Annotated in this window: 22 protein-coding genes and 1 pseudogene; 8 read left to right on the top strand and 15 right to left on the bottom strand. The window is 71.7% G+C overall.

The window, feature by feature from the left end; all coding sequences use genetic code 11:
• Nucleotides 1-679 precede the first annotated feature (679 nt).
• Nucleotides 680-1,678, top strand: a complete 999-nt coding sequence (gene trpS, locus ABT078_RS26405; protein WP_351231829.1) for a tryptophan--tRNA ligase — start codon at nucleotides 680-682, stop codon at nucleotides 1,676-1,678.
• A 60-nt stretch (nucleotides 1,679-1,738) separates the two neighbouring features.
• Nucleotides 1,739-1,891 (top strand): hypothetical protein, encoded by a 153-nt coding sequence (locus tag ABT078_RS26395; RefSeq protein WP_502981328.1) that lies wholly within the window; start codon nucleotides 1,739-1,741, stop codon nucleotides 1,889-1,891.
• Nucleotides 1,892-1,894: 3 nt separating this feature from the next.
• Here ABT078_RS26395 and proC read toward each other — a convergent pair whose 3' ends face one another.
• From proC to ABT078_RS26350, 9 genes are all read right to left on the bottom strand, one after another.
• Entirely contained in the window at nucleotides 1,895-2,704 is an 810-nt protein-coding gene (gene proC, locus ABT078_RS26390) for a pyrroline-5-carboxylate reductase (protein WP_351231827.1), read from the bottom strand.
• A gap of 128 nt (nucleotides 2,705-2,832) precedes the next feature.
• Nucleotides 2,833-3,570 (bottom strand): ABC transporter permease, encoded by a 738-nt coding sequence (locus ABT078_RS26385; RefSeq protein WP_351231825.1) that lies wholly within the window; start codon nucleotides 3,568-3,570, stop codon nucleotides 2,833-2,835.
• Nucleotides 3,567-4,355 carry an ABC transporter ATP-binding protein gene (locus ABT078_RS26380; protein WP_502981331.1) on the bottom strand — a complete coding sequence of 263 codons (789 nt, stop codon included), beginning with the start codon at nucleotides 4,353-4,355 and terminating at the stop codon, nucleotides 3,567-3,569. The genes ABT078_RS26385 and ABT078_RS26380 overlap by 4 nt, the downstream gene beginning before the upstream one ends.
• A 35-nt stretch (nucleotides 4,356-4,390) precedes the next feature.
• Complete coding sequence (locus ABT078_RS26375) at nucleotides 4,391-5,515, bottom strand: NAD(P)/FAD-dependent oxidoreductase (RefSeq protein ID WP_351231821.1); 1,125 nt, start codon at nucleotides 5,513-5,515, stop codon at nucleotides 4,391-4,393.
• 65 nt (nucleotides 5,516-5,580) lie between these two features.
• Complete coding sequence (sigJ, locus tag ABT078_RS26370) at nucleotides 5,581-6,459, bottom strand: RNA polymerase sigma factor SigJ (RefSeq protein WP_351231819.1); 879 nt, start codon at nucleotides 6,457-6,459, stop codon at nucleotides 5,581-5,583.
• A 63-nt stretch (nucleotides 6,460-6,522) separates the two neighbouring features.
• Entirely contained in the window at nucleotides 6,523-7,434 is a 912-nt protein-coding gene (locus tag ABT078_RS26365) for a class I SAM-dependent methyltransferase (RefSeq protein ID WP_351231817.1), read from the bottom strand.
• 25 nt (nucleotides 7,435-7,459) lie between these two features.
• A complete protein-coding gene (locus ABT078_RS26360) occupies nucleotides 7,460-8,020 on the bottom strand; it encodes a hypothetical protein (RefSeq protein WP_502981326.1) in 561 nt (186 codons plus the stop codon).
• Nucleotides 8,021-8,054: 34 nt separating this feature from the next.
• Complete coding sequence (locus ABT078_RS26355) at nucleotides 8,055-8,360, bottom strand: SH3 domain-containing protein (protein ID WP_351231836.1); 306 nt, start codon at nucleotides 8,358-8,360, stop codon at nucleotides 8,055-8,057.
• 145 nt (nucleotides 8,361-8,505) lie between these two features.
• The gene (locus ABT078_RS26350) at nucleotides 8,506-8,832 is read right to left on the bottom strand and encodes a peptidase (protein WP_502981325.1); all 327 of its coding nucleotides are present in this window, start codon (nucleotides 8,830-8,832) and stop codon (nucleotides 8,506-8,508) included.
• Nucleotides 8,833-8,959: 127 nt separating this feature from the next.
• Here ABT078_RS26350 and ABT078_RS26345 point away from each other — a divergent pair, with 127 nt between their 5' ends.
• Nucleotides 8,960-11,134, top strand: a complete 2,175-nt coding sequence (locus ABT078_RS26345; protein ID WP_351231815.1) for a protein kinase domain-containing protein — start codon at nucleotides 8,960-8,962, stop codon at nucleotides 11,132-11,134.
• 80 nt (nucleotides 11,135-11,214) lie between these two features.
• Here ABT078_RS26345 and ilvD read toward each other — a convergent pair whose 3' ends face one another.
• The 4 genes from ilvD to ABT078_RS26325 all read right to left on the bottom strand — a co-directional run bounded on the left by ilvD (nucleotide 11,215) and on the right by ABT078_RS26325 (nucleotide 15,661).
• Nucleotides 11,215-13,065, bottom strand: coding sequence for a dihydroxy-acid dehydratase (gene ilvD, locus ABT078_RS26340; RefSeq protein ID WP_351231813.1), 1,851 nt, complete (start codon nucleotides 13,063-13,065; stop codon nucleotides 11,215-11,217).
• A 147-nt stretch (nucleotides 13,066-13,212) separates the two neighbouring features.
• Nucleotides 13,213-13,854: a TetR/AcrR family transcriptional regulator gene (locus tag ABT078_RS26335; protein WP_351231811.1), complete on the bottom strand. Its 642-nt coding sequence runs from the start codon at nucleotides 13,852-13,854 to the stop codon at nucleotides 13,213-13,215.
• Nucleotides 13,851-14,675, bottom strand: coding sequence for a sugar phosphate isomerase/epimerase family protein (locus ABT078_RS26330; RefSeq protein WP_351231809.1), 825 nt, complete (start codon nucleotides 14,673-14,675; stop codon nucleotides 13,851-13,853). The genes ABT078_RS26335 and ABT078_RS26330 overlap by 4 nt, the downstream gene beginning before the upstream one ends.
• Nucleotides 14,676-14,728: 53 nt before the next feature.
• A complete protein-coding gene (locus ABT078_RS26325) occupies nucleotides 14,729-15,661 on the bottom strand; it encodes a Ppx/GppA family phosphatase (protein WP_351231807.1) in 933 nt (310 codons plus the stop codon).
• A gap of 109 nt (nucleotides 15,662-15,770) precedes the next feature.
• Between ABT078_RS26325 and ABT078_RS26320 the strand changes: the two genes are divergently transcribed.
• Nucleotides 15,771-16,559, top strand: a complete 789-nt coding sequence (locus tag ABT078_RS26320) for a DUF3109 family protein (protein ID WP_502981330.1) — start codon at nucleotides 15,771-15,773, stop codon at nucleotides 16,557-16,559.
• Between the two features lie 64 nt (nucleotides 16,560-16,623).
• On the opposite strand, the gene ABT078_RS26315 is transcribed toward ABT078_RS26320, so the two are convergent.
• Entirely contained in the window at nucleotides 16,624-18,321 is a 1,698-nt protein-coding gene (locus ABT078_RS26315) for a BACON domain-containing protein (RefSeq protein WP_502981323.1), read from the bottom strand.
• A 261-nt stretch (nucleotides 18,322-18,582) separates the two neighbouring features.
• Here ABT078_RS26315 and radA point away from each other — a divergent pair, with 261 nt between their 5' ends.
• Nucleotides 18,583-19,992, top strand: coding sequence for a DNA repair protein RadA (gene radA, locus ABT078_RS26310; protein ID WP_351231801.1), 1,410 nt, complete (start codon nucleotides 18,583-18,585; stop codon nucleotides 19,990-19,992).
• 236 nt (nucleotides 19,993-20,228) lie between these two features.
• Nucleotides 20,229-21,362, top strand: coding sequence for a DNA integrity scanning diadenylate cyclase DisA (gene disA, locus ABT078_RS26305; RefSeq protein ID WP_351231799.1), 1,134 nt, complete (start codon nucleotides 20,229-20,231; stop codon nucleotides 21,360-21,362).
• Between the two features lie 109 nt (nucleotides 21,363-21,471).
• Here disA and ABT078_RS26300 read toward each other — a convergent pair whose 3' ends face one another.
• Nucleotides 21,472-22,272, bottom strand: a complete 801-nt coding sequence (locus ABT078_RS26300; protein ID WP_351231797.1) for a hypothetical protein — start codon at nucleotides 22,270-22,272, stop codon at nucleotides 21,472-21,474.
• Between the two features lie 256 nt (nucleotides 22,273-22,528).
• Here ABT078_RS26300 and ABT078_RS26295 point away from each other — a divergent pair.
• Nucleotides 22,529-23,151 (top strand): annotated as a pseudogene (locus tag ABT078_RS26295) (phosphatase PAP2 family protein); the annotation flags it as partial.
• A 256-nt stretch (nucleotides 23,152-23,407) separates the two neighbouring features.
• Nucleotides 23,408-24,397, top strand: a complete 990-nt coding sequence (locus tag ABT078_RS26290) for an HhH-GPD family protein (RefSeq protein WP_351231795.1) — start codon at nucleotides 23,408-23,410, stop codon at nucleotides 24,395-24,397.
• The last annotated feature ends 69 nt before the right edge of the window (nucleotides 24,398-24,466 follow it).

Genomic DNA, 24,466 nt, shown 5'->3' with positions numbered 1-24,466 from the left:
TTTTTGGCACGCTGTTGAGTTCTCAAGGAACGGACGCTTCCTTCGTACTCACCCGCAGAACATTCTCTGGGGCTTTCCTCCGGGCGCTTCCCTTCGGTGTTTCCAGCTTAGCAGATCCGATTTCCGTTTCCGCCACCCGCTGGAGCGGGCTGCCGGGTTGTTCTTCGCTTTCGCGTTTCCCTTTCCGGCGGTTCCGACTCTATCAGACTCTTTCGGGCCTGACTCCCAGTCAGAGGGGGCTGTCTTTCCGGCCTCTCGGCCGTTCCGACGAGTGAGACTTTAGCGGAATCCAGTCTCCCGACGCTAATCGGGTCGCGCTCGATCGAACGCGGATTCCTCATTTCGCAAAAGCGCACGAAAAACGAGGCGACGGAGCGTCGCTCGCTTGGAGTGGTTCTTGCGGAATGGCTGCCCGGGGCCGACCGGAGTCGGTGCTCACGTCGGACAACCCGGAGAACACTACGGATCGGGGTTTCTCATGTCAACCCCGGCCCTCGGGGCGTACCCTCGACGCATGACTACGCATGCGCACACCCAGCAGTGGTGGGCCGCCTGACGGCGGCCGGCACGCATGCGCTCACGGCCGCCGCTTCGGCGGCCGTTCGCGTTTCTCCCCTCTTCCGGGAGCCTCGGTCGCTGACGGCGACGGCTCCGACAGGGACAGGAGAGGGAGACAGGGATGACGCGGATCTTCAGCGGGGTCAAGCCGACGGGGCACCTGACGTTGGGCAACTACCTCGGGGCCGTACGACGGTGGGTCGAAGTGGATCAGGATCGGGCGGATGCGCTGTTCAGCATCGTGGATCTGCATGCGCTGACGGTCGAGCACGATCCTGCGCGGGTGCGGAGGCTCAGTCGGCAGGCGGCGACGCTGCTGCTGGCGGCGGGGCTGGATCCGGAGCGGTGCACCGTGTTCGTGCAGAGCCATGTGGATGAGCACGCCCGGCTCTCGTATCTGCTGGAGTGCACGGCCTCGGACGGCGAGATGCGGCGCATGATCCAGTACAAGGAGAAGGCCGCACGGGCGCGTGCCGCCGGGGAGAGTGTGCGGCTGTCACTGCTGACGTACCCCGTGCTGATGGCGGCGGACATCCTGGCGTACCGCTCGGACGAGGTACCGGTCGGGGACGACCAGGCGCAGCATGTCGAACTGACCCGGGATCTGGCGGCGCGGTTCAACCAGCGGTACGGGCATGTGTTCACGGTGCCGAGGGCGACGCACCCGGAGGTCGCGGCGCGGGTGATGGATCTGCAGGACCCGACGTCGAAGATGGGGAAGTCGCACGAGACCGGTGCCGGGATCGTCTATCTGCTCGATGACGCGGACGTGATCCGGCGCAAGGTCATGCGGGCTGTGACGGACAGCGGGCAGGACGTCGAGTACGACCGGGAGGGGCGCCCGGGGCCGGCGAATCTGCTGGAGATTCTCTCCGCCTGTGAACGCGGGAACCCGGAGGCCTTGGCCGGTGTATACGAGTCGTACGGCGCGTTGAAGAAGGACACGGCGGAGGCGGTGGTGGAGTTGCTGAGGCCCTTGCGGGAGCGGCACGCGGAGCTGGCGGCCGATCCGAGTTATGTCGACGAGGTGTTGAGGGCGGGGGCCGAGCGGGCCCGGGCGATGGCCCGTCCTCTGGTGGATCGCGCCTATGAGGCGATCGGGCTGCTTCCGGTCGGCTGACGGAAGGCGGCCCGGTAGTCGGGAGGGCTGGTGGCGAGGTGAGCGGCGAAGTGCTGGCGCATGGTCACCTCGTACACCTTCGACCAGGTGGGGCCGTTCGGCTGGGCGCTCGGCGCGGACGAGCTGGCCCGGTCCACCGCTGTGTCGGTGCACAGCGGTGGGTTCGCGACGGTGGCGAAGACGGAGAGCGTGGTCGCCGCTGCTGCGCGGTGAGCCTCAGCCGTTGCCGGAGGCGAGTTCGCGGCTGCGGTCGCGGGCGGCCTCCAGGGCGGCGATGAGCGCGGCGCGCACCCCGTGGTTCTCGAGCTCGCGGATCGCGCTGATGGTGGTGCCGGCCGGGGAGGTGACGGCCTCGCGGAGCTTGACCGGGTGCTCGCCGGAGTCTCGGAGCATCACGGCGGCGCCGATCGCGGCCTGGACGATCAGGTCGTGGGCCTGGGCGCGGGGCAGACCGAGGAGGATGCCGGCGTCGGTCATGGCCTCGACGAGGAAGTAGAAGTAGGCCGGGCCGGAGCCGGAGAGTGCGGTGGCCGCGTCCTGCTGGGACTCGGGGACGCGGAGGGTCTTGCCGACGCCGCCGAAGATCTCCTCGGTATGGGCGAGGTGCTCGGCGGTGGCATGGCTGCCGGCGGAGATGACGGACATGCCCTCGTCGACGAGGACGGGCGTGTTCGGCATGACGCGGACGACAGGAGTGTTGGGGGCGAGGCGGCCCTCGATGGTGGAGGTGGTGATTCCGGCCGCCGCGCTGATGACGAGGCGGTCCGCGGAAACGTGGGGGGCGAGTTCGTCCAGGAGCTTGCCCATGTCCTGGGGCTTGACGGTGAGGATGAGGGTGTCGGCGCGCTTGGCGGCCTCGGCATTGGTGACCGCCTCGACGCCGTAGCGGCTGCGGAGCTCCTCGGCCCGTTCGGCGCGGCGGGTGGTGGCCAGGAGGGCGGCGGCGGGCCAGCCGGCCCGGATCATGCCGCTGAGCAGGGCCTCGCCGATCTTGCCGGTACCGAGGACTGCGACTGTCTGGGTCATGCGGGTCACCTCGCCGGGGGTGGTGCGTGTGCACGTACAGGGTCGTCCAGGTCCGTGGACGGCTCGTCCACGGACATGGACATCCTTTCACCGGCCCCGGCGTGGCGCCCTTGGTGTCCGAGGGGCGGTCACGCCGTGCGGCGGCGCAGGGTGGCCGCGCCCAGGGCGAGGACGAGGACGGCGCAGACGGCGACGATGAGGACGTCGCGGATGAAGTCGGCGGTGACGTCGGTGTGGTGGAGCACTTCGTTCATGCCGTCGACGGCGTACGACATGGGCAGGACGTCGGAGATGCCTTCGAGGACGGGCTGCATCCTGTCGCGGGCGATGAACAGTCCGCAGAGCAGCAGCTGGGGGAAGATCACGGCCGGCATGAACTGGACCGCCTGGTACTCGGAGGCGGCGAAGGCGGAGACGAACAGGCCGAGTGCCGTGCCGAGCAGGGCGTCCAGAAGTGCGACGAGGAGCAGCAGCCAGGGCGAGCCGACGACGTCGAGGCCGAGGAACCAGACCGCGAGTCCGGTGGCGAGGGCGGACTGGACGATGGCAAGCAGCCCGAACGCCAGGGCGTAGCCCGCGATCAGGTCGCCCTTGCCCAGGGGCATGGCGAGCAGGCGCTCCAGGGTGCCGGAGGTGCGCTCGCGCAGCGTGGCGATGGAGGTCACCAGGAACATCGTGATGAGAGGGAAGATGCCGAGGAGCGAGGCCCCGATGGAGTCGAAGACCTGCGGGCTGCCGTCGAAGACGTAGCGCAGCAGGAAGAGCATCACGCAGGGCACCAGGAGCATCAGGCCGATCGAGCGCGGGTCGTGGCGCAGCTGGCGGAGGACGCGGGCGGCGGTGGCGCGGGTGCGGGCCGAGTTCATCGGGCGGTCTCCTGGAGGGCGTTGGCCGTGTCGACGAGGTGGAGGAAGGCGTCCTCGACGGTCGCGGTGTCGTTGCGGTGCCGGAGGGCCTCGGGGGTGTCGTCGGCGAGGAGTTCGCCCTCGCGCAGGAGCAGGAGGCGGTGGCAGCGCTCCGCCTCGTCCATGACGTGCGAGGAGACCAGGATCGTGGTGCCGCGTTCGGCGGCGATGCGGTGGAAGAGGTCCCACAGGTCGCGGCGGAGGACCGGGTCCAGGCCGACGGTGGGCTCGTCGAGTACGAGCAGTTCGGGGGTGCCGAGGAGGGCGACGGCGAGCGAGACGCGGCTGCGCTGTCCGCCGGAGAGGTTGCCTGCGAGGGCGTCGGCGTGGTCTGCGAGGTCGACGTCGGCGATGGCCTGGGTGACGTGCTGCCGGCGGCGGTCGGCGGCGGCGCGGCCGGGGTCGAGGATCGACGCGAAGTAGTCCAGGTTCTGGCGGACGGTCAGATCGTCGTAGACGGAGGGGGCTTGGGTGACGTAGCCGATGCGGGAGCGGAGGGATGCGTCGCCCGCGGGACGGCCGAGGACGTCGAGGGTGCCGGTGACCTTGGCCTGGGTGCCGACGACGGCCCGCATGAGGGTCGACTTGCCGCATCCGGAGGGGCCGAGAAGGCCGGTGATCTGGCCGGGCGGGACGTCGAACTCCAGGGCGCGGAGGACGGTGCGGGTGCCTCGTACGACGGTGAGGGCGCGGGCGTGGATGGCGGGGTCTCCGGCGCCCCCAGCGCCCCCGGGAGCATTATTCATCATGCGATGAATAATGCTCCCGGGCGAGGTGGCCGTCAAGCCGTTGTCAGGGTGCGGGCCGCGACCCGTCCAGCCCTGCGGGACGACTGCCCGCGCACCAGCCTCAGGTAGCGGACCGTGGAGCGGACCACCTGTTCCTTCGTCAGGGCGGCCTGGCGGCCTGTGAGGAGGCGGTTGTGGGGGCTGTCGTCCGGACCGGCGAACTGGATCAGGCCGTCGTGGCGGCCGAGGCTCACGCACTGGATGGCATAGCGGAAGTTCAGTGGGCGCGGTTCGCGGCCGCGGGACTCCGAGATGATCGAGGAGGCCGCGTGGGCTCCCGTGGGGAGTGCGGTCGCGCAGGCCATGCGCAGGGCGCCCGCCCTGGGTGAGCGGGCGGCGGCCGCGTCACCCGCGACGTACACCTCGGGGTGCGACACGGAGCGCAGAGCGCCGTCGACCGCGATACGGCCGGACACGTCGAGGACGAGGCCTGCGGCCTCGGCGAGTTCGGCGTTGGGCATCATCGAGGCCGCCCAGACGACCGCGTCCGCGTCGAGGTCGTCGGCGTGGCCGACGCGGTGGCCCTCCTCGATGCGGACGCCCCGAGCCGTCAGGACCCCGCGGACATGGTCGCGGCCGCGCGCCGAGAGGCCGGCGCCGATGCCGCCGCCCGAGAGGAGACGGACGCTCCAGTCGGGGTGGGACTCGGCGAGTTCGGCGGCGAGTTCGATGCCCGTCAGCCCCCCGCCGACGACAGCGAGGGAGCCGGGCCGGCGCCGGAGCCGCCTGTGCAGGGCGGCGGCGGACTCGGGTGTGTGGGCGCGCTCGCCGGCGGGTGCGGTGCGGCTGCCGAGCGCGTAGACGAGCCGGTCGTACGGGAGGCGGCGGCCGTCGTCCGTGGTCACCTGGCGGGCTATGGGGTCGATGGCGGTGGCGCGGGACGCGATGTGCGCGACTCCGGTGGAGCCGAGCAGTCCGGTGAGGGGGTGGGTCACATCGGGGCGGCCGGCGGCGAGTTCGTGGAGTCGGACGCGTTCGGTGAAGCGGTCGCTGGGGTCGATGAGGGTGACGCGGGCGTGCGGGGCCAGGCGGAGCACGGCCATCAGCCCCGCGTAGCCCGCGCCGAGGACCAGGACGTGCCACGGTTCGGCCGAGTGCGTCGAGTGCGTTGTGGTCATGCAAGGGGGACGACACAGCGGCGCGGAGTGTGACAGTGCCGACGGTCACGTGCCCGTGCCGCCGGTCACGCCCCCGCGCGGCCGAGATCCAGGTGCCGGAGCTTGTCGGGGTTGATGACCGCGTCGATCTCGGTGATCCGTCCGCCGTGCACGGTGAACGCGAACACCGCGCCCTGTGCGCCCACGGGGTCGGCGAAGACGACGCCCGGGGCACCGTTCACCTCCCGTACGAGCGCCTGCATCGTCGCCGGGTCGAAGCCGCGCACGAGGCGCTGGGCGAAGCGGGCGACCTTCTCGTTGCCGAGCACCGGAAGCCGGGCCGCGGCGACCTTGCCACCGCCGTCGGAGCGCCAGACCACATCGGGGTCCAGGATCTCCAGCAGCCCGTCGAAGTCGCCGTCCGTGATCGCCCTGAGGAACGCGTCGACGGCACGCCGGTGCTCGCCGCGGTCGACGGTTCGGCGGGGCGCCTCTGCGCGGACACGCCGGCGGGCGCGGGAGGCGAGTTGCCGTACGGAATCGGGGGTGCGGCCGACGACCTCGGCGATCTCCGGGAACGGCACGGCGAAGAGGTCGTGGAGGATGAAGGCGGTGCGCTCGGCGGGCGTGAGCCGTTCCAGGACCGTCAGCATCGCCATCCCGACCGACTCGTCGAGGGTCACCCGGTCCTCGGGGTCGTCCGCACTGATCACCGGCTCCGGCAGCCAGGGCCCGACATACGCCTCGCGGCGGGAGCGGGCGGAGCCCAGCTGGTCGTAGCAGATCCTGCTGATGACGGTCGTCAGATACGCGCGCGGGTCCTCGGCCTCCCCGTCGGGCAGGCCCTGCCAGCGCAGCCAGGCCTCCTGCACGGCGTCGTCGGCGTCCGCGACGGAACCGGTGATCCGGTAGGCGATGCCCCACAGGCGGTCGCGCTGTTGGTCGAAGAGCGTGAGCTCTGCCATGGTCCTGTGCTCCTCCCTTTGGCGTACGTGTCTCTTGGCGTACGGCTCTGCGGGAAGAGACGCTCAGCAGGCGCGGAGTGTGACAGTCAGATCCAGCGCGTACGCCTCATCGACGACTCCGTCGGGGAACAGCTCGAGGAGGCGGGCGCGTTCGTCGGCGAGGACGGGCGCGGCGGCCTCCGGGCCCATCGCGGCGAAGAAGGACCGACTGCCGAGGTGGGTGAGGTGGGTGTCGAGAGTCACGCGCCTGCTCCAGTGGAGACGTCGGTGAACGGGCGCGAGCCCCGCGTCGAGGCGGCGGATGATGCGGGCGGCCTCGGTCGTGACGCTGTGGGCGTGGTAGCCGGGGAGGCGGTCGGCGAGGCGAGCCTCCTGGTCGCGTGTCCAGGGGACGTCCGGGTCCGGGACGTTCCACCAGAGAGCGAGGGCGCCGTGCGGGCGAGCGAGGACCCGGAAGGCCTCGGGGACGGAGCGGGCGGGGTCGGTCCAGTGCCAGGCCTGGGCGTACGTGACGAGGTCGGCGGTGCTGTCCGCGAGCGGCAGCGCGTCGCCGAGGGCGCGCACGAGCGGTGCGCCGGGGAGCGCGCGGAGCAGCTCGGCGGCCATGGCGTGGCCGGGCTCGACGGCGAGGGTGCGCGCACCGCGGTCGCGGAGTCCTCGGGTGGCGATGCCGGTTCCGGCGCCGACGTCGACGACGCGGGAGCCCTTCAGGGGGCGGCCGGTCAGCTCCTGGACCGCGTCGTAGAGCGCGGCGGGGTAGCCGGGGCGGGCGGCGGCGTACTGAGAGGCGACGGAGTCGAACGCGAGGGCGTGAGAGGCGCGGGAAGTGGTCCCGTGCCGCGCATGGTCGTGCAGGTCATGACCCTGCGCGTCATGGCCGTGCCGGTAGCCGTGCGCGCGGCTCGCGGGCGGGTCGTTCGTGCGCGCATGGCTGCCGGTCACGCCGTTGCCCTGATCCGCGTTCCTCCGCGTCATGCGCCCCATCCTGGCGCCGATGACGCTAGCGGCGGCGGGGCTTCGGCTTCTTCCGGGCCGTCGGGTTGCCCGCGCGGGTGCTGCGGCGCTTCTCGTACTGGGCGACGGCCGTCTCGTACTCGGTGCGGAGCAGTTTCTCGCCCGGAGCCTCGGTGAGGGAGCGGAAGAAGTACGCGAGGAGGGTGCCGATGAAGCCGATCGCCTTCAGGCTGCGGAGGGATTCCTCGCGGGCCGGGTCGGCATGGCGGCGGGTGAAGCCCTCCCAGGTCTTGCGGAAGGCGATCGCGCTGCAGATCGCGAACATGACGATCACGAGGGTGTTGACGAAGCCGCCGACCTTGGCGACCTCCAGGCCCTGGTAGCCGAACCGGAGCACGAGGCATCCGGCGACGGCCGCGGCGAGCGAGCCGACGGCTATGCCCGCGCGACGCAGGGCGTAACCGCCGTCGTGGTCCACCCAGGTGGTGCCGAAGAAGCGGATCGGCTCGGGCTGCGGACCGGTGCGGGGGGCCTCGCCGGCCGCGCCCGCACCGTTGCCGCCGGCCTTGCCGGAGGTGCCCGGGGTGTCGTCGTCGTTCTCGTTCACAGGGTCGATTATCCCCGGGGTGGGACGGGACGGGTCAGGAGCAGCGCGGTGCGACGTAGCCGTCGCTGCCCGTGTTCACGTAGGCGTCCGAGACGAACTCTCCGTCGGCGATGTTGTCCCAGAGGTTCGTGGTCCCGTACGTGCCGGTCACCGTCTCCCCCGGCTTCTGGCAGTAGACCGGGACCTTGACGTTGTACGGCAGGGTGCGGATCAGCCGGTACTGCGATCCCGGACCGGTGCGTACGTTCAGCCGGACCCCCGGCGCCACGGGGTACCTGACAACATCTTCCGCCGCGGCCTGCGGCACCGCAGTCGACTCCGGAGCCGAAGGTGCCGCCACGACAGCCGCGGGTGCCTGCGCGGGGATCGCCGCGGAAGTACCACCCGCCGCGCCCGTCACCAGCCCGAGCGCCAGCAGTACTCCTGCCGACCTGGCCACATACCTGCGAGTCAATGCCCTTCATTCCCTTTTGCCCGATGCATGGTCAGGAGCAGCGCGGTGCGATGTACCCGTCGCTGCCCGTGTTCACGTATGCGTCGGAGACGTACTGGCCGTTTGCGATGTTGTCCCAGAGGTTCGAGGTCCCGTACGTGCCGGTCACCGTCTCCCCCGGCTTCTGGCAGTTGATCGGCACCCGCGCGTCGTACGGCAGCACCTTCACGAGCCGGTAGTTCGTGCCCGGGCCGCTCCTGACGTTCAGGCGGCATCCCGGGGCCACCGGGTAGCGTCTCACCGCGAATGCCTCGGCTGACGCCGCTGCGGGTTCCAACTGCTCGTTTGATTCAGTCTGTTCGGTTTCTTCGACGGCCACAGCCGGCCTCCCCCGTTTGTCCGAAAAGCAGTGCGCCGCGCAGGCTAGCAAGCCGCGTGGGTGTCGTACGAACCATCGACTAGGCTCCGTGAGTCGCGCTTGCGGACAGAGAACTCGGGGGTGGGCGATGTCACCGCTGCGCAGCGCCGGGCCGGTCCCAGAAGCGGAACATCCGGAACGCGCAGGTCCTTACCGTCTCGAGGAGTGCCTGGGCACCGGCGGCATGGGCGTCGTACACCTGGCCACGTCCGCGTCGGGGCTGCGCCTCGCGATCAAGGTGGTGCATGCGGAGCATGCCACGGACCCCGAGTTCAGGGCCCGTTTCCGGCAGGAAGTGGCCGCCGCCCGCAGGGTGAGCGGCGCGTTCACCGCGCCGGTCGTGGACGCCGACCCGGACGCCGCCCGACCGTGGATGGCGACGCTGTTCATCGACGGGCCGACCCTCGCGGAACGCGTCAAGCGGAACGGCCCGTTGGGCATCGACGAGCTACGCAGGGTCGGCGCGGGGCTTGCCGAGGCGCTGCGCGACATCCATCGCGCAGGCTTGGTCCACCGCGACCTCAAGCCGAGCAATGTGCTGCTCGCGGTCGATGGGCCGAAAGTCATCGACTTCGGGATCTCCCGTCCGACGGACACCGATCTGCGTACCGAGACAGGGAAGTTGATCGGCACCCCGCCGTTCATGGCGCCGGAGCAGTTCCAACGGCCTCGCGATGTCGGCCCGGCCGCGGATGTGTTCGCGATGGGCGCGGTCCTCGTACACGCGGCGACCGGGCGTGGCCCGTTCGACTCCGACAGCCCGTACATCGTGGCGTATCAGGTCGTGCACAACGACCCGGACCTGGCGGGGGTCCCTGCCGAGATACGGTCGCTGCTGACCCGCTGTCTGGCCAAGGATCCCGATGACCGGCCGACACCGGGCGAGGTGATGGCGGGGCTGCGCGCGCCTGCGGGGGATGTGGCGACGGCGTTCATTCCCCTGCAGCGTGCGCCGGGGGGCACGCGGGGTCCGGGCCCGGACTCGGACGCCGAGGCGCCGTCGGCGAGCGCAGTCGCTGAGCCGTCGCAGAGGCCGCGACGGCCGCTCAGGGCACGCCGTGTGCGGTACGCGGTCGTCTCCGCCGCTGTCGTCGGTCTGTTCGCCAGCGTGTACGCGGGCGTGCACATGGCCACGACGGACGACGGGCGACCGGACCGGGCCTCGGCCACCCCCGACGCCGGAGCAGGCGCAGAGCAGGTCTTCAGAGCCTGGCAGGCTGCTCTCGCAGAGGACGCGAGCACGTACAGGACGCCCGCCTGCGCCTCCCATGGTGAGGCGCTGTACTGCTCCGCACCCGGCGTCATGGCCACCCGGCTCGCGTCGGCCGATGGCAGACCGCTCTGGTCACGGACATCTGATGTCAGCGCCGCCGGTTCGGCGTACGACGGCACTGCCCCCGTGCTGTCCGGGGGGCTGCTGCACGTCACCACGTCGGACGGCGGACGGCTCGAAGCCCTCGATCCGGAGTCGGGCGCCACGCGCTGGGGTGTGGACATCGGCTCGTACCAGACGGTGGCCCATGCCGATGGCTCCGTGCTGCTCGTGCGCGCGGACGGAACCGTACGCGCGCTGGACGGCGCGACGGGCGAGGAACGCTGGCGGAAGCGGCGCAGCACGCCGGGTGCACAGTGGGCGGCAGGACCGGACGGTTCCGGAACCGTCTTCTCCGTCACGCCGGGAGCCACGGGCGCGAGCAGCCTGATCAGGGCGGTCTCCGTGGGCAGCGGCGATGTGCGCTGGGAGAAGCGCCTGACCGGTTCACTTTCGCCCCTGGGGCCCGCCTCGGACGGCTCGCTGTTCTTCCTGGCCTCCGATTCCGACGGCTTCACGAACGCTGTCGTACGTCTCGACACCGCGACCCGCGCGGTCCGGCGCGTACCACTGCCGTTCGGCGTCGACCAGGCTCAGGCGGCAGCGGCCGGGAACACCGTCTATGTGGTGGGCACGGGTGGATCATTGCTCGCCTTGGACACGACAGGCAGCAGCGCGCAGCGGTGGCGGCTGGAGACGTACGTGACGCAGTCCTCGCGGCCCGTCGTCGACAGCGGCCGGGTCTATCTGAGCGGAGCGGACGGGCGTCTGCTGGCCATCGACGCCGAGCGTGGTGTGCAGCTGGGGCAGACGAAGCCCCGGATGAGCGAGGGCGGTTCGACCTACACGTCCCTCCTGCCCGCCCCCGTCACCGCCGCCGGCAAGGTGTTCGCCACCGCCCCGGACGGATCCGTGTTCGCCGTGGACGTCGGGGACCCCGCGCGCTGGTGAGCCGGGCGCGGACGGCGGCACACGACGGAGCCCCCGGCGGGGTATCCCGCCGGGGGCTTCGGACGAACCGGCAGCCGGGCTCAGCCCAGCTTCGACACGTCCCGCACCGCGCCCTTGTCCGCGCTCGTCGCCATCGCCGCGTACGCGCGCAGGGCCGCCGAGATCTTGCGCTCGCGGTCCTTCGGGGCGTAGACGCCGCCGAGGGCCTCGCGGCGGGCGGCCAGCGTGGCGTCGTCGACGACGAGTTCGATCGAGCGGTTCGGGATGTCGATACGGATGAGGTCGCCGTCCTCGACCAGGGCGATCGTGCCGCCCGAGGCGGCCTCCGGGGAGGCGTGGCCGATCGACAGACCCGAGGTGCCGCCGGAGAAGCGGCCGTCCGTCACCAGGGCGCAGGCCTTGCCGAGGCCGCGGCCCTTGAGGAAGGAGGTCGGGTAGAGCATCTCCTGCATGCCGGGGCCGCCGCGTGGGCCCTCGTAGCGGATGACGACGACGTCGCCCTCCTTCACGACCTTGGAGAGGATCTTCTCGACGGCCTCGTCCTGTGATTCGCAGACGACGGCCGGGCCCTCGAAGGTCCAGATCGACTCGTCGACGCCGGCGGTCTTCACCACGCAGCCGTCGACCGCCAGATTGCCCTTGAGGACGGCGAGGCCGCCGTCCTTGGAGTAGGAGTGCTCGACCGAGCGGATGCAGCCGTTCTCGGCGTCGACGTCGAGGGACTCCCAGCGCTCGGACTGCGAGAAGGCGGTGGCGGAGCGAACGCAGCCGGGGGCCGCGTGCCACAGTTCGACGGACTCGGCGGAGGGGGAGCCGCCGCGGACGTCCCAGGTCTTGAGCCATTCGGCCAGCGACGCCGAGTGCACGGTGTGGACGTCCTCGTTCAGCAGTCCGCCGCGGTACAGCTCGCCGAGGATGGCGGGGATTCCACCTGCGCGGTGGACGTCCTCCATGTAGTACGTGCCGCCGGGGGCGACGTTCGGCGCGACCTTGGCCAGGCAGGGGACGCGGCGCGAGACGGCGTCGATGTCGGTGAGGTCGTAGTCGAGCTCGGCCTCCTGGGCGGCGGCGAGCAGGTGGAGGATCGTGTTCGTCGAGCCGCCCATGGCGATGTCGAGGGCCATCGCGTTCTCGAAGGCCTCGCGGGTGGCGATGTTGCGGGGCAGGACGGACTCGTCGCCCTCCTCGTAGTAGCGCTTGGTGATCTCGACGATCGTACGGCCCGCGTTCTCGTACAGGGCCTTGCGCGCGGTGTGGGTGGCCAGGACCGAGCCGTTGCCGGGGAGGGCCAGGCCGATGGCCTCGGCGAGGCAGTTCATCGAGTTGGCGGTGAACATGCCGGAACAGGAACCGCAGGTCGGACAGGCGTTCTCCTCGATGCGGAGGACGTCCTCGTCCGACACGTTCTCGTTGACCGCGTCGACGATCGCGTTGATCAGGTCCAGCTTCCGGACCGTGCCGTCCACGAGGGTCGCCTGGCCGGCCTCCATCGGGCCACCGGAGACGAAGATGACCGGGATGTTGAGGCGCAGCGCCGCCATCAGCATGCCGGGGGTGATCTTGTCGCAGTTGGAGATGCAGATCAGGGCGTCCGCACAGTGCGCCTCGACCATGTATTCGACGCTGTCCGCGATCAGGTCGCGGGACGGCAGGGAGTAGAGCATGCCTGCGTGGCCCATCGCGATGCCGTCGTCGACCGCGATGGTGTTGAACTCGCGCGGTACGGCGCCCGCGGCGCGGATCGCGTCGGAGACGATCCGGCCGACCGGGGCGAGGTGGGTGTGGCCCGGCACGAACTCGGTGAAGGAGTTGGCGACGGCGATGATCGGCTTGCCGATGTCCTCGCTCGCTACGCCCGACGCTCGCATAAGGGCGCGAGCACCTGCCATGTTGCGGCCGTGGGTGACTGTGCGGGACCTCAGCTCGGGCATCGTCGCTCGCTCCTTCAGACAGTTCTGGCTCTGGTCGAGCCTACGCCGCCGCTCCAAGATCTGGACGTGTTGTCCGGAATGCGGGACGGAGTTCCGTCCATCGGGCAGTCGGCGCGACCGCCGCGGTCACCGGCATACGCGCCGTCGTCACCCGTCCTGCCCGGTTCCGCCGCCGTCCTTCTCCGCGAGGTAGCGCTGCAGCGTCGGAGCCACCAGCGCGATGATGTCCTCCGGGTCCGCCGAGGCGAGTGGCTCCACCTGGATCACGTACCGCATGACCACGATGCCGATCATGTGCGAGGCAGCCATCTCCGCACGGAACTTCGGGTCCGGCACGTCGAGCTCGCCCGCGACCCGCTCCAGCAGCCGCCGCAGCACGAAACCGCGCAGCACCTTCGCCGCCGCCTCGTGCGTCATCGCGGAACGGATGATCGCCAGCAGCGGGGCGCGGGTCGCCGGGTTCTCCCAGACGCCGATGAAGAACCGCGCGAGCCGCTCGCCGATGCCTTCCACCCCCTCCTCCAGGACCGCCGGAATGACGAATGCGGGCTCGAAGGAGACCTCGACGGCGGCCGCGAAGACCTCGTCCTTCGTCCCGAAGTAGTGGTGCACGAGGGCCGGGTCGACACCCGCGGCCTTGGCGATGCCCCGGACGGACGTCTTGTCGTAGCCACGCTCGGCGAACTCCGTACGGGCCGCCTGGAGGATCCGCTCACGGGCGCCGGGGCCGCTGGCCGCCTCCCTGCGGGCTGGCCGGCCGCGCCTGCGGGGCGCCGCGCCGGAGGTCATGAGCCCGCTACCCGGGCCGCCGACGCCAGGTGGAGCCGGGTGAACGCCAGCGCCTCGGCGAGGTCGGCCTCACGCTCGGCAGCCGACATCGCCCGCCGCGTGTTGACCTCGATGACGACGTGGCCGTCGAAACCGGTGCGGGCGAGCCGCTCCAGCAGCTCGGCGCACGGCTGGTCGCCGCGCCCCGGCACCAGGTGCTCGTCCTTCGCCGACCCCTTGCCGTCCGCGAGGTGGACGTGCCCGAGCCGGTCGCCCATGCGGTCGAGCATGGCCAGGGTGTCCGTGCGGGAGGTGGACGTGTGCGAGAGGTCGATGGTGAAGTGTCGGTAGTCCTCCGTGGTGACGTCCCAGTCCGGGGCGTACGCGAGCATCTCGCGGTCGCGATAGCGCCACGGGTACATGTTCTCGACGGCGAAGCGCACGTCCGTCTCGTTCGCCATCCGCCAGATGCCGGAGACGAAATCGCGCGCGTACTGCCGCTGCCAGCGGAACGGCGGATGGACGACGACGGTGGACGCGCCGAGCTTCTCGGCAGCCGACTGCGCGCGCTGCAGTTTCACCCACGGGTCGGTGGACCAGACCCGCTGTGTGATCAGCAGACAGGGCGCGTGGACGGCCAGGATCGGCACCTCGTGATAGTCGGAGAGCCGGCGCAGCGCCTCGATGTCCTGGCTGACGGGGTCGGTCCAGACCATGATCTCGACACCGTCGTAGCCGAGGCGCGCGGCGATCTCGAAGGCCGTCGCCGTCGACTCCGGATAGACGGAGGCCGTCGACAGGGCGACCTTCGCATCCGGGATGCGCACCGCTGGTTCTGCCACGAAGGACAGCGTACGGGCCTTGCGGGACGGCATCCGGGGGCGGGGCGACGGCATCAGACGGTGGGGAGGTGGTCCAGGCGGCGCAGGATCACGCCCTCGCGCAGCGCCCACGGACAGATTTCCAGCTCATCCACCCCGAAGAGATCCATCGCGCCCTCCGCGACCAGGGCTCCCGCCAGCAGCTGCCCGGAGCGGCCCTCGGAGACCCCGGGGAGTGTCGCGCGCTGCCCCGCGGTCATGGCGGCGAGCTTGGGGACCCACTCCTCCAGCGACACCCGGCTCAGTTCACGCTGCACGTAGACGCCCTCGGCGGAGCGTGCGGCGCCCGCGATGCGGGCGAGCTGCTTGAAGGTCTTGGATGTCGCCACGACATGGTCGGGGCGTCCGAAACGGCTGAACTCGCCGACCGTACGGGCGATGCTCGTCCGAACATGGCGGCGCAGCGCGCGTACGTCCTCCGGCCGGGGTGGGTCCTCGGGCAGCATCGCCGCCGTCAGCCGGCCGGCGCCGAGCGCCAGGCTCACAGCGGCGTCGGGGTCCTCGTCGATGCCGTACGCGATCTCCAGCGAGCCGCCGCCGATGTCGAGCACGAGGAGCCGCCCCGCGGACCAGCCGAACCAGCGGCGGGCGGCGAGGAAGGTGAGCCGGGCCTCGTCCTCACCGCTGAGCACTTGGAGATCGACGCCGGTCACGGCCTTGACGCGGTCCAGCACGGCGTCGGCGTTGGCGGCCTCGCGGACGGCGGACGTGGCGAACGGGAGGACGTCCTCGCAGCCCTTGTCCTCTGCGGCCTGCAGCGCGAACTCGATGGTGGCGATGAGACGGTCCACGCCGTCGGGGCCGATGGCTCCGTCGCCGTCGAGAAGTTCCGCGAGGCGCAGCTCCGCCTTGTGGGAGTGGGCGGGAATGGGGCGCGCACCGGGGTGAGCGTCCACCACCAGCAGATGCACCGTGTTCGAACCGACGTCGAGGACTCCGAGTCTCATGTACGGAACGCTACTGCGGCCACGCGCATACGCTTGACTCGTGCCAAAGACGAAAAAGACGAAGCCGGGCAAAGCCGTCCAGGAGAAATCCGCGAGGACGGCGAAGGAAGTGAAGCCCGCCAAGGACAGCTCCCGGGGCGACGAGCCGGACGAGAAAGGGCTGGACTTCCCCCGGGCCTGGGTGGAATTCCCCGACCCCGCGGACGACGAACAGGTCTTCCGCTGTGATCTGACGTGGCTGACGTCACGCTGGAACTGCATCTTCGGCAGCGGCTGCCAGGGCATCCAGGCGGGCCGTGCGGACGACGGCTGCTGCACGCTGGGGGCGCACTTCTCGGACGAGGACGACGAGAAACGGGTCGCCGGGCATGTGGCGCGGCTCACGCCCGAGCTCTGGCAGTTCCACGACGTAGGCACCGAGTCCGGCTGGGTCGAGGTCGACGATGACGGCGACCGCCAGACGCGCCGCTGGGAGGGCTCCTGCATCTTCCAGAACCGACCGGGATTCGCGGGCGGCGCGGGCTGCTCGCTGCACATCCTGGCCCTGAGGGAGGGCCGCGAACCGCTCGAGACGAAGCCCGACGTGTGCTGGCAGCTGCCGGTCCGCCGTACGTACGAGTGGATCGACCGTCCCGACGACACGCGGGTCCTCCAGATCTCGATCGGCGAATACGACAGGCGGGGCTGGGGGCCGGGCGGCCACGACCTCCACTGGTGGTGCACATCCGCCACGTCGGCACACGGCGCGGGTGAGCCGGTGTACGTGACGTACCGCCCGGAGCTCACGGAGCTGATGGGCAAGGAGGCGTACGACATCCTCGTGGAGCTGTGCGAGGCACGGCTGGCGAGCTCGCTGCCGCTGGTGGCTCCGCATCCGGCGGACCCTGAGCGGGCGTAGGAGCGCGCAAGAGGCCGGGGCCGGGGCGGCCCCGAGGTGACCGCTGCCCCGGAGAAACGCTTCGTCAGCCGGATGGTGCGGGATCCTCGGTCGCCGGCGGCTCCGAGGAGGGCGGCTCGGACGAGGTCGGCGGCCCGGACGACGGCGGAGGTTCCGAAGACGACGGCGGCTCGGACGACGGCGGAGGTTCCGAAGACGACGGCGGCTCGGACGACGGCGGGGGCTCCGAAGACGACGGCGGCCCGGACGACGGCGGCCGCGAGCCATGGCCGTCGATCTCGATGACCGCGCCGGACGGGTTGACCCCTACGCGCGCGGTCCAGGGCCCGGCCGGTTCTGCGTCGTGGTCCACGGACACGTAGACGGTCACGGACTCGCCGGGGTGCAGCGTGCCGGAGGTGAGGCTCGCGTACAGCCAGGGTGCCTCGGTCCACAGCGACCACGAGACCGGGGTGCCGCCCGACGCCTTGAGCGTGATCATCGTGGTGCCGCCGGAGGGCTGTGCCTCGACGGTGAGCCTGCCGGGCCCATGGCCAGGGGCAGAGGTTCCGTCCGGAGGCAGGCCCGGGCTGATGACCTCAACGGACACATCGGGCGTACGGCTGCCGACGGTGAAGCGGGAGGTCGGTTCCTTGCGCGCGTTCCCTGCGTTCTCGTAGCGGTCGTACGGGGACCCGTCCATGCCTCCGGGCGCGTCCACCTCGCTCGCGGAGAACGGGGAGCCGTTGGCCTCGCCGGTGAGCGGGGCGCCGCGGTACGCCGCCCAGAGCGCGAGCACGGGCGCGGCGACGACCGTCGCGACGACGGTCGTGGTGACGGCGCGGGCCCGCAGCCGGTCGCGCCGGGCCGTGTGGTCCTTGGGGTCCACGGGGAATCCGTCTCGCCCGAAGCGCGGCGCCGCGGCGCGTGCCCGGGGGACGTGCAGCATCGCCACGTACGCCGCCGCCCGCGGCGCCGGTACGAGGGGCAGGCGATCGGGGGTGGCGGACGAGCCGGGCCAGGGGCCCGTGGCCCCGGCGCGCTCGGCGGCGCGGCGGCAGCGCGGACAGTCGTCGACGTGCCTCACGAGCTCGCGCCGCAGCGTCGAGGAGAGCAGCACCTGGTGGTCGCCGGTGAGCCGGGCGACGGAGGGGCAGTTTCCCGTCTCGACGACGGCGAGCGCCGCGCGGGTGCGCTCCACCTCGCAGGCGGCCGAGGCGAGCAGCTCGCGGGCGCGGGCGGGGTCCAGGCCGAGCACGGCGGCGACCTCGCGCGGGCCGAGCCGGTGCCGCACCGCGAGCTCCAGGGCCTCGCGCTGATCGGGGCTGGTGCCGGCGGCTTCGGGCCAGGCCAGCTGCGCCAGCTCGGCACGGCGCCGCTCGGCGGCCTCGGGCGACACCTTGGGTGCGGCCTCCTCGGAGACGGGGACGGTGCGACCGCTGTGCGCGCCTCCCGTCCCCTGCCGCCTGCGGCGCTTCTGCTCGGCGAGCGCACGCAGACAGGCCCACCGGGCCAGCGCGTACAGCCAGGCCTTCTGCTCGGCCTCCCCGGTGGGGCAACGCGCGTACTGCCGCTCGGAGATGGCCAGGACGTCGCCGAGCACCGCCGTCGCCGCCTCGTGGTCGCAGAGCGCGGACAGGCAGTAGGTGAACAGCCCGTCCAGATGGGCCTCGTACCGCGCGGGCGGGGTCTGCGCGAGAGTCGGCCGCTGACCGGACGCACGGTGGTGCGCCCGGTGTGCGCCGGTGGTGTGCGTGGGGGTTTCGGGCCTGCTGCTCGTCACCCGGTGACCGTAAGCAGCGGAAGGCACACGCTTCGCGCCCGTTGGGCACATTTAATTCTTACGGGTGAAGGTGTCCCTCGATGGGGGACAGGAGCATTTGCCTCGACGCGAGTCACTGTGCTCTTCCGCCGTGGATGCGGCGGGGATCACGCGATCGCGCGGGCGGGCGCGCGGTGGGCGTGCGGTGGGAATTTCGTCGTCCGTACGGGTGAGCCGTCCGGGGCCGCACGGCTGTCAGTGGCTACCGCTACGGTTTGCCCCATGGCTGCCCGTACGAAAACCGCCAAGGACAAGCCGTCCTACCGCTGCACCGAATGCGGTTGGACGACCGTCAAATGGCTCGGCCGCTGCCCCGAGTGCCAAGCCTGGGGCTCGGTCGAGGAGTACGGCGCGCCCGCGGTCCGTACGACCGCCGCAGGGCGGGTCACGAACGCCGCGCTGCCGATCGGCCAGGTCGACGGCCGGCAGGCCACGGCCCGTAAGACCGGGGTCGACGAGCTGGACCGGGTCCTCGGCGGGGGCCTGGTGCCGGGGGCCGTCGTGCTGCTCGCGGGCGAGCCGGGAGTCGGCAAGTCCACGCTGCTGCTGGACGTCGCGGCGAAGGCGGCGAACGACGAACACCGCACGCTGTACGTGACGGGCGAGGAGTCCGCGAGCCAGGTGCGCCTGCGGGCCGACCGGATCAACGCGCTGAACGACCATCTGTACCTCGCCGCCGAGACCGATCTCTCCGCCGTACTCGGCCATCTCGACGCCGTCAAGCCCTCACTGCTCGTCCTCGACTCCGTGCAGACCGTGGCCTCCCCCGAGATCGACGGGGCGCCGGGCGGGATGGCCCAGGTGCGCGAGGTCGCGGGTGCGCTGATCCGCGCCTCCAAGGAGCGGGCCATGTCGACGCTGCTGGTGGGCCACGTCACCAAGGACGGCGCGATCGCGGGCCCGCGGCTGCTGGAGCACCTCGTCGATGTCGTGCTGCACTTCGAGGGCGACCGGCATGCGCGACTGCGGCTCGTGCGCGGCGTCAAGAACCGCTACGGGACGACGGACGAGGTCGGCTGCTTCGAGCTGCACGACGAGGGGATCACCGGACTCGCCGACCCGAGCGGCCTGTTCCTGACCCGGCGCGACGAGCCCGTGCCGGGCACGTGCCTCACGGTGACGTTGGAGGGCCGCCGCCCACTCGTCGCCGAGGTGCAGGCGCTGACCGTCGACTCGCAGATCCCCTCGCCCCGGCGCACGACCTCCGGCCTGGAGACGTCCCGGGTGTCGATGATGCTCGCGGTCCTGGAGCAGCGGGGCCGCATCAGCGCGCTGGGCAAGCGGGACATCTACAGCGCGACGGTCGGCGGCGTGAAGCTCTCCGAGCCGGCCGCGGACCTCGCGATCGCGCTGGCGCTGGCCTCCGCCGCGAGTGACACCCCGCTGCCGAAGAACCTGGTGGCGATCGGCGAGGTCGGCCTCGCGGGCGAGGTCAGAAGGGTCACGGGCGTCCAGCGCCGGCTCGCGGAGGCCCACCGCCTGGGCTTCACCCACGCCCTCGTCCCGACCGACCCGGGCAAGGTCCCGCCCGGGATGAAGGTCACGGAAGTCGCCGACATGGGGGACGCGCTGAGGGTGCTCCCGCGCGGGCGTCGGGCGGAAGCCCCGCCGGCGGACGAGGTGCGCCGGTAGCGGCCCCGGTCCGGCCCGGGCGGGAGAAGGCGGGCACCTCCCGCACCCCGAAGAGCCTCGGGCAAGGGCCGAGGGCGGAGTCCGGCAAGGCGGAGGAGAGAGACAATGGCCGAGCCTTGGCGGCCGACGACGACGCAGCCGGGCAGCAGCCATCGGCCCGTGACGCCGCCCGGGCCTGACCGGGGTCGCTAGACTTTGCCCTGGTCTCGCCAGTCCGTACGAGCCGGAGGAGTGCAGTGGCAGCCAACGACCGGGGCGCAGCACCCGGAAAGTCCGGCGGAGGCTCCGGGGGATCCGGCAAGGAGTGGCTGATGCGCGCCTCTCTGAGTGCGGTCGCCCCGGGCACCGCCCTGCGGGACGGCCTTGAGCGCATTCTCCGGGGCAGCACCGGCGGTCTGATCGTTCTCGGAATGGACAAAACGGTCGAGTCGATGTGCACGGGCGGCTTTGTGCTGGACGTGGAGTTCACGGCGACGCGGCTGCGTGAGCTGTGCAAGCTCGACGGGGCGCTCATCCTCGACAAGGACATCACCAAGATCTACCGCGCCGGGGTGCAACTGGTCCCCGACGCCTCCATCCCGACGGAGGAGACCGGCACGCGGCACCGGACCGCGGACCGGGTCTCCAAGCAGTGCGGCTTCCCTGTCGTGTCGGTCTCGCAGTCGATGCGGCTGATCGCGCTGTACGTGGACGGGGAGCGGCGCGTCCTGGAGGAGTCCGCGGCGATCCTGTCCCGGGCGAACCAGGCGCTGGCGACGCTGGAGCGGTACAAGCTGCGGCTGGACGAGGTCGCCGGCACCCTCTCCGCGCTGGAGATCGAGGACCTGGTGACGGTCCGCGACGTCACGGCGGTCGCGCAGCGGCTGGAGATGGTGCGCCGGATCGCGACGGAGATCGCGGAGTACGTGGTGGAGCTGGGCACCGACGGGCGGCTGCTCTCGCTCCAGCTCGACGAGTTGATCGCGGGCGTGGAGCCCGAGCGGGAGCTGGTCGTCCGCGACTACGTCCCCGAGCCGACGGCGAAGCGGTCCCGTACGGTCGACGAGGCGCTGGTCGAGCTGAACGACCTCACGCACGCCGAGCTGCTGGAACTGCCCATCGTGGCCCGGGCCTTGGGTTACAGCGGCTCGCCGGAGACCCTCGACTCCGCGGTCTCGCCCCGCGGTTACCGGCTGCTGGCGAAGGTGCCGCGGCTGCCGGGCGCGATCATCGAGCGGCTCGTGGAGCACTTCGGCGGTCTGCAGAAGCTCCTCGCCGCGAGCGTCGACGACCTCCAGGCGGTCGACGGTGTCGGCGAGGCGCGGGCGCGCAGCGTGCGCGAGGGGCTGTCGCGGCTTGCGGAATCGTCCATCCTGGAGCGCTACGTCTGAGGCGCCTGCCTTCCGCGGTCGGGACCGACCGCCGGCCCCCCGGAACCTGTCGTCCGACACACCGGAACCCGTCGTCCGGCCCGCGGGAAGCCGCGAGCCGCGGGGTCGACTAGTCCTTCTCCAGGCGGAACGACGCCGGGGCCACGGTCGCACCCGGGAAGCGCGCCTCCACCAGGTACGTGCCGGCTGCTGCCTGGCCCGCGGGCGGGGTGGCGCACTCGGGGGCGCTGTGGTGGCGGTCCCAGTCGACGGTGTGCGTGATCGTCGAGTTCGGCGGGACGCGCAGCAGGAGGCTACCGCCGCCGCGCGGGCAGTCGCTGGAGGACCAGACCTCGTCGTCGGCGCTGTCACTGACGGTCAGGACCGCGGACTCGGGCCCGAAGTCGGCCTTGCAGGCGACGGCCGATGTGTTCTTCGCGATCAGCTGGAAGCGGGGCTTCTCACCGGGTTCGTAGGAGACCTTGACGCTACGCAGGGCCAACTCCAGTGAACCCGGGGCGCAGTTCGGCAGCGGTGACCCGGCAGGGACCTGGTGACCGGCGCTCGCGGCGCCGCCGTTCGCCGCGCCACTCGCCCCCGGATCGCCGTTCTTGCCGGTGTCGTCGCCGCCCTCGGTGCTGCCGGGGTCGCCGGTGCCGTCGCTCTCGCCGGATGCTCCCGACTCGTCCCGTCCGCCCGGCTGTTCACTTATCGCCGTGCCCGACGGGTCCGTCCCGGGGGTGATCGAGGGCGCGGGCCCGGAGCCGCCCGGCTTGCCGTCGTCGCCGGTGCTCCTCGTACCGCTGTCACCGTAGTTGACCGCCCACACGACCAGCAGCGCGAGCAGCGCCAGCAGGGACAGCGAAACCGCCCTCCGTCGCCAGTAGATGGAGGAGGGAAGCGGCCCGACCGGATTGCGCAGAGATCCCACGTACCGAACTGTACGAGAGATCGGGTACAACTCCCTCCCCACCCGCCGCCGATGACGTCCGAATCCGTCGATCATCATCACGGGCCTGCCTGTTCGACGGTGCGGACCAGGACATATGGCAGGTTTTGCAAGTTTTGCCCGAATACCTTACGGAATAGGCTTGTTGACCCCGACCTTCGTCGGGGGTGGCCGTGGTCGTCGGCGCGGGGTGATCGCACCTTCCTCACGCATACGGTTCCTGGTCATGGACAGCGACATCTCCGGCGACATCTCCGTAGACCTCTACCGCGACATCACCGACTTCGCGCACGCCCCCCACTGGGTGCGGCAACTCGCCGAACTCTGGACGGAGGCCGGGCCCCTGCTCTGAGGGGTGCTGTTCGTCGTCGCGTGGTGGCGGGCGCGCACCGGGGACGCGCGGGCGATGGCGGTGGCCGTCCTCGCGCCGCTCGCGATCGCCACGGCCTGTGTGTGCAGCGAGTCGCTGAAGTCGCTCGTGGACGAGGAGCGGCCGTGCCGCGCGGTCACGGGTGCCGTGGAGTCGCTGGTGCCGTGTCCGGCCGACGGGTGACTGGTCGTTCACCAGCAACCACTCCACGATCGCGGGCACGGCGGCCGTCGCCCTCGTACTCGCCGCGCCCCGGCCGCGCATCGGGTGGCTCACCTTGCCGCTCGCGCTGCTGATGGCGTTCTGGCGGGCCTTCGTCGGCGTCCACCATCCCCACGACGTGGCCGTGGGGACTGGTGCTCGGCGCGGCCGTCGCGGTGGTGTCCGTACGGGCGGGGGCACGTCCGGCCGTGTCGCCGGCCGCGACGATGCGGACGAGCCGGTCGCGGCTCGCGCTCTGCCTCGCGGGCCCTCGTGGCCGGCACGCCGCAGCGGAAGGCGCCGCCACGAGCGGCACCTCGGTCCGGGCCACGGACCACGTCTCCGGCCGATCCCCGGACCACGTCCCGGACCGCGCGTCGGATCCTGCCTCGGACCGCGCGTCGGATCCCGCCTCCCACGGCTACGTCGGCGTGAAGAAGTTCGACGCCGACGGGAACGTCATCGGCGAGCGCCGTTTCCTCGGCCTCTTCTCCTCGGCCGCGTACACCGACAGGCGCCGCTGAGCATGCCAGGATCGGAAGTGCCATGACTGCGACTGACATCCCCTCCCCCGCCGCCGAGGTCACCTCCGATCTCTCCATCGACGACACCGCCGCCGATCCCGCCACCGACGCCGCCGACGATTCCATCGATGTCCTGGCCAACCGCGGCCTCCACGGCCCCGTGCTCTCCTGGTTCGACCAGCACGCCCGAGATCTTCCCTGGCGCCGCCCCGAAGCCGGCGCCTGGGGCGTGATGGTCAGTGAGTTCATGCTCCAGCAGACCCCCGTCAGCCGGGTGCTCCCCGTGTACGAGCAGTGGCTGGCCCGCTGGCCGCGCCCGGCCGATCTCGCTGCCGAAGCGCCCGGCGAGGCCGTACGCGCCTGGGGCCGGCTCGGCTATCCGCGTCGTGCCCTGCGGCTGCACGGAGCCGCGGTGGCGATAACGGAGCGGCACGGCGGCGACGTACCGCGCGAGCACGCACAGCTGCTCGCGCTGCCGGGGATCGGCGAGTACACGGCGGCCGCCGTGGCGTCGTTCGCGTACGGGCAGCGGCACGCGGTCCTCGACACGAACGTCCGCCGGGTGTTCGCACGGGCCGCGACCGGCATCCAGTACCCGCCGAACGCGACCACGGCCGCCGAACGCCGCCTGGCCCGCGCCCTGCTGCCGGACGACGAGGCGACGGCGGCGCGCTGGGCGGCGGCCTCGATGGAGCTCGGCGCGCTGGTGTGCACCGCGCGCAACGAGGGCTGCGGGCGCTGCCCGGTCGCCAGGATCTGCGCGTGGCGGCTGGCAGGGAAGCCGGCCCACGACGGGCCGCCGCGGCGCGGCCAGACGTACGCGGGCACGGACCGTCAGGTCCGCGGCAAGCTGCTCGCGGTGCTGCGCGAGGCGGTCGCGCCGGTGCCGCGGGCGGTTCTGGACCGTGTCTGGGACGAGCCGGTGCAGCGCAACCGCGCCCTGGACGGGCTGGTTGCGGACGGTTTGGTCGAGCCACTGGAGAATGAGCGGTTCCGCTTGCCTCTCGCCTGAGAATCCCCGGCGAACCCCGCGAAGTGCCGTTGTTACACAACCGATGGATGGCCGTGCGCCCTCCGACGG

Source organism: Streptomyces sp. NPDC002133, assembly GCF_040296405.1.
In the GTDB taxonomy this organism is placed as follows: Bacteria; Actinomycetota; Actinomycetes; order Streptomycetales; family Streptomycetaceae; genus Streptomyces.
The sequence above is the reverse complement of the archived record's forward strand: the minus strand, read 5'-3'. Positions and strand labels throughout refer to the sequence as shown.

What these genes read in the sequence shown, in the direction of transcription:
- ABT078_RS26395 (WP_502981328.1), top strand. Translation starts at nt 1,739, where the DNA reads ATGGTCACCTCGTACACCTTCGACCAGGTGGGGCCGTTCGGCTGGGCG.
- ABT078_RS26335 (WP_351231811.1), bottom strand. Translation starts at nt 13,854, where the DNA reads ATGACCTCCGGCGCGGCGCCCCGCAGGCGCGGCCGGCCAGCCCGCAGG.
- ABT078_RS26380 (WP_502981331.1), bottom strand. Translation starts at nt 4,355, where the DNA reads ATGAATAATGCTCCCGGGGGCGCTGGGGGCGCCGGAGACCCCGCCATC.
- ABT078_RS26290 (WP_351231795.1), top strand. Translation starts at nt 23,408, where the DNA reads ATGACTGCGACTGACATCCCCTCCCCCGCCGCCGAGGTCACCTCCGAT.
- radA (WP_351231801.1), top strand. Translation starts at nt 18,583, where the DNA reads ATGGCTGCCCGTACGAAAACCGCCAAGGACAAGCCGTCCTACCGCTGC.
- trpS (WP_351231829.1), top strand. Translation starts at nt 680, where the DNA reads ATGACGCGGATCTTCAGCGGGGTCAAGCCGACGGGGCACCTGACGTTG.
- sigJ (WP_351231819.1), bottom strand. Translation starts at nt 6,459, where the DNA reads ATGGCAGAGCTCACGCTCTTCGACCAACAGCGCGACCGCCTGTGGGGC.
- ilvD (WP_351231813.1), bottom strand. Translation starts at nt 13,065, where the DNA reads ATGCCCGAGCTGAGGTCCCGCACAGTCACCCACGGCCGCAACATGGCA.
- ABT078_RS26365 (WP_351231817.1), bottom strand. Translation starts at nt 7,434, where the DNA reads ATGACGCGGAGGAACGCGGATCAGGGCAACGGCGTGACCGGCAGCCAT.
- ABT078_RS26345 (WP_351231815.1), top strand. Translation starts at nt 8,960, where the DNA reads ATGTCACCGCTGCGCAGCGCCGGGCCGGTCCCAGAAGCGGAACATCCG.
- ABT078_RS26325 (WP_351231807.1), bottom strand. Translation starts at nt 15,661, where the DNA reads ATGAGACTCGGAGTCCTCGACGTCGGTTCGAACACGGTGCATCTGCTG.
- ABT078_RS26375 (WP_351231821.1), bottom strand. Translation starts at nt 5,515, where the DNA reads ATGACCACAACGCACTCGACGCACTCGGCCGAACCGTGGCACGTCCTG.
- proC (WP_351231827.1), bottom strand. Translation starts at nt 2,704, where the DNA reads ATGACCCAGACAGTCGCAGTCCTCGGTACCGGCAAGATCGGCGAGGCC.
- ABT078_RS26385 (WP_351231825.1), bottom strand. Translation starts at nt 3,570, where the DNA reads ATGAACTCGGCCCGCACCCGCGCCACCGCCGCCCGCGTCCTCCGCCAG.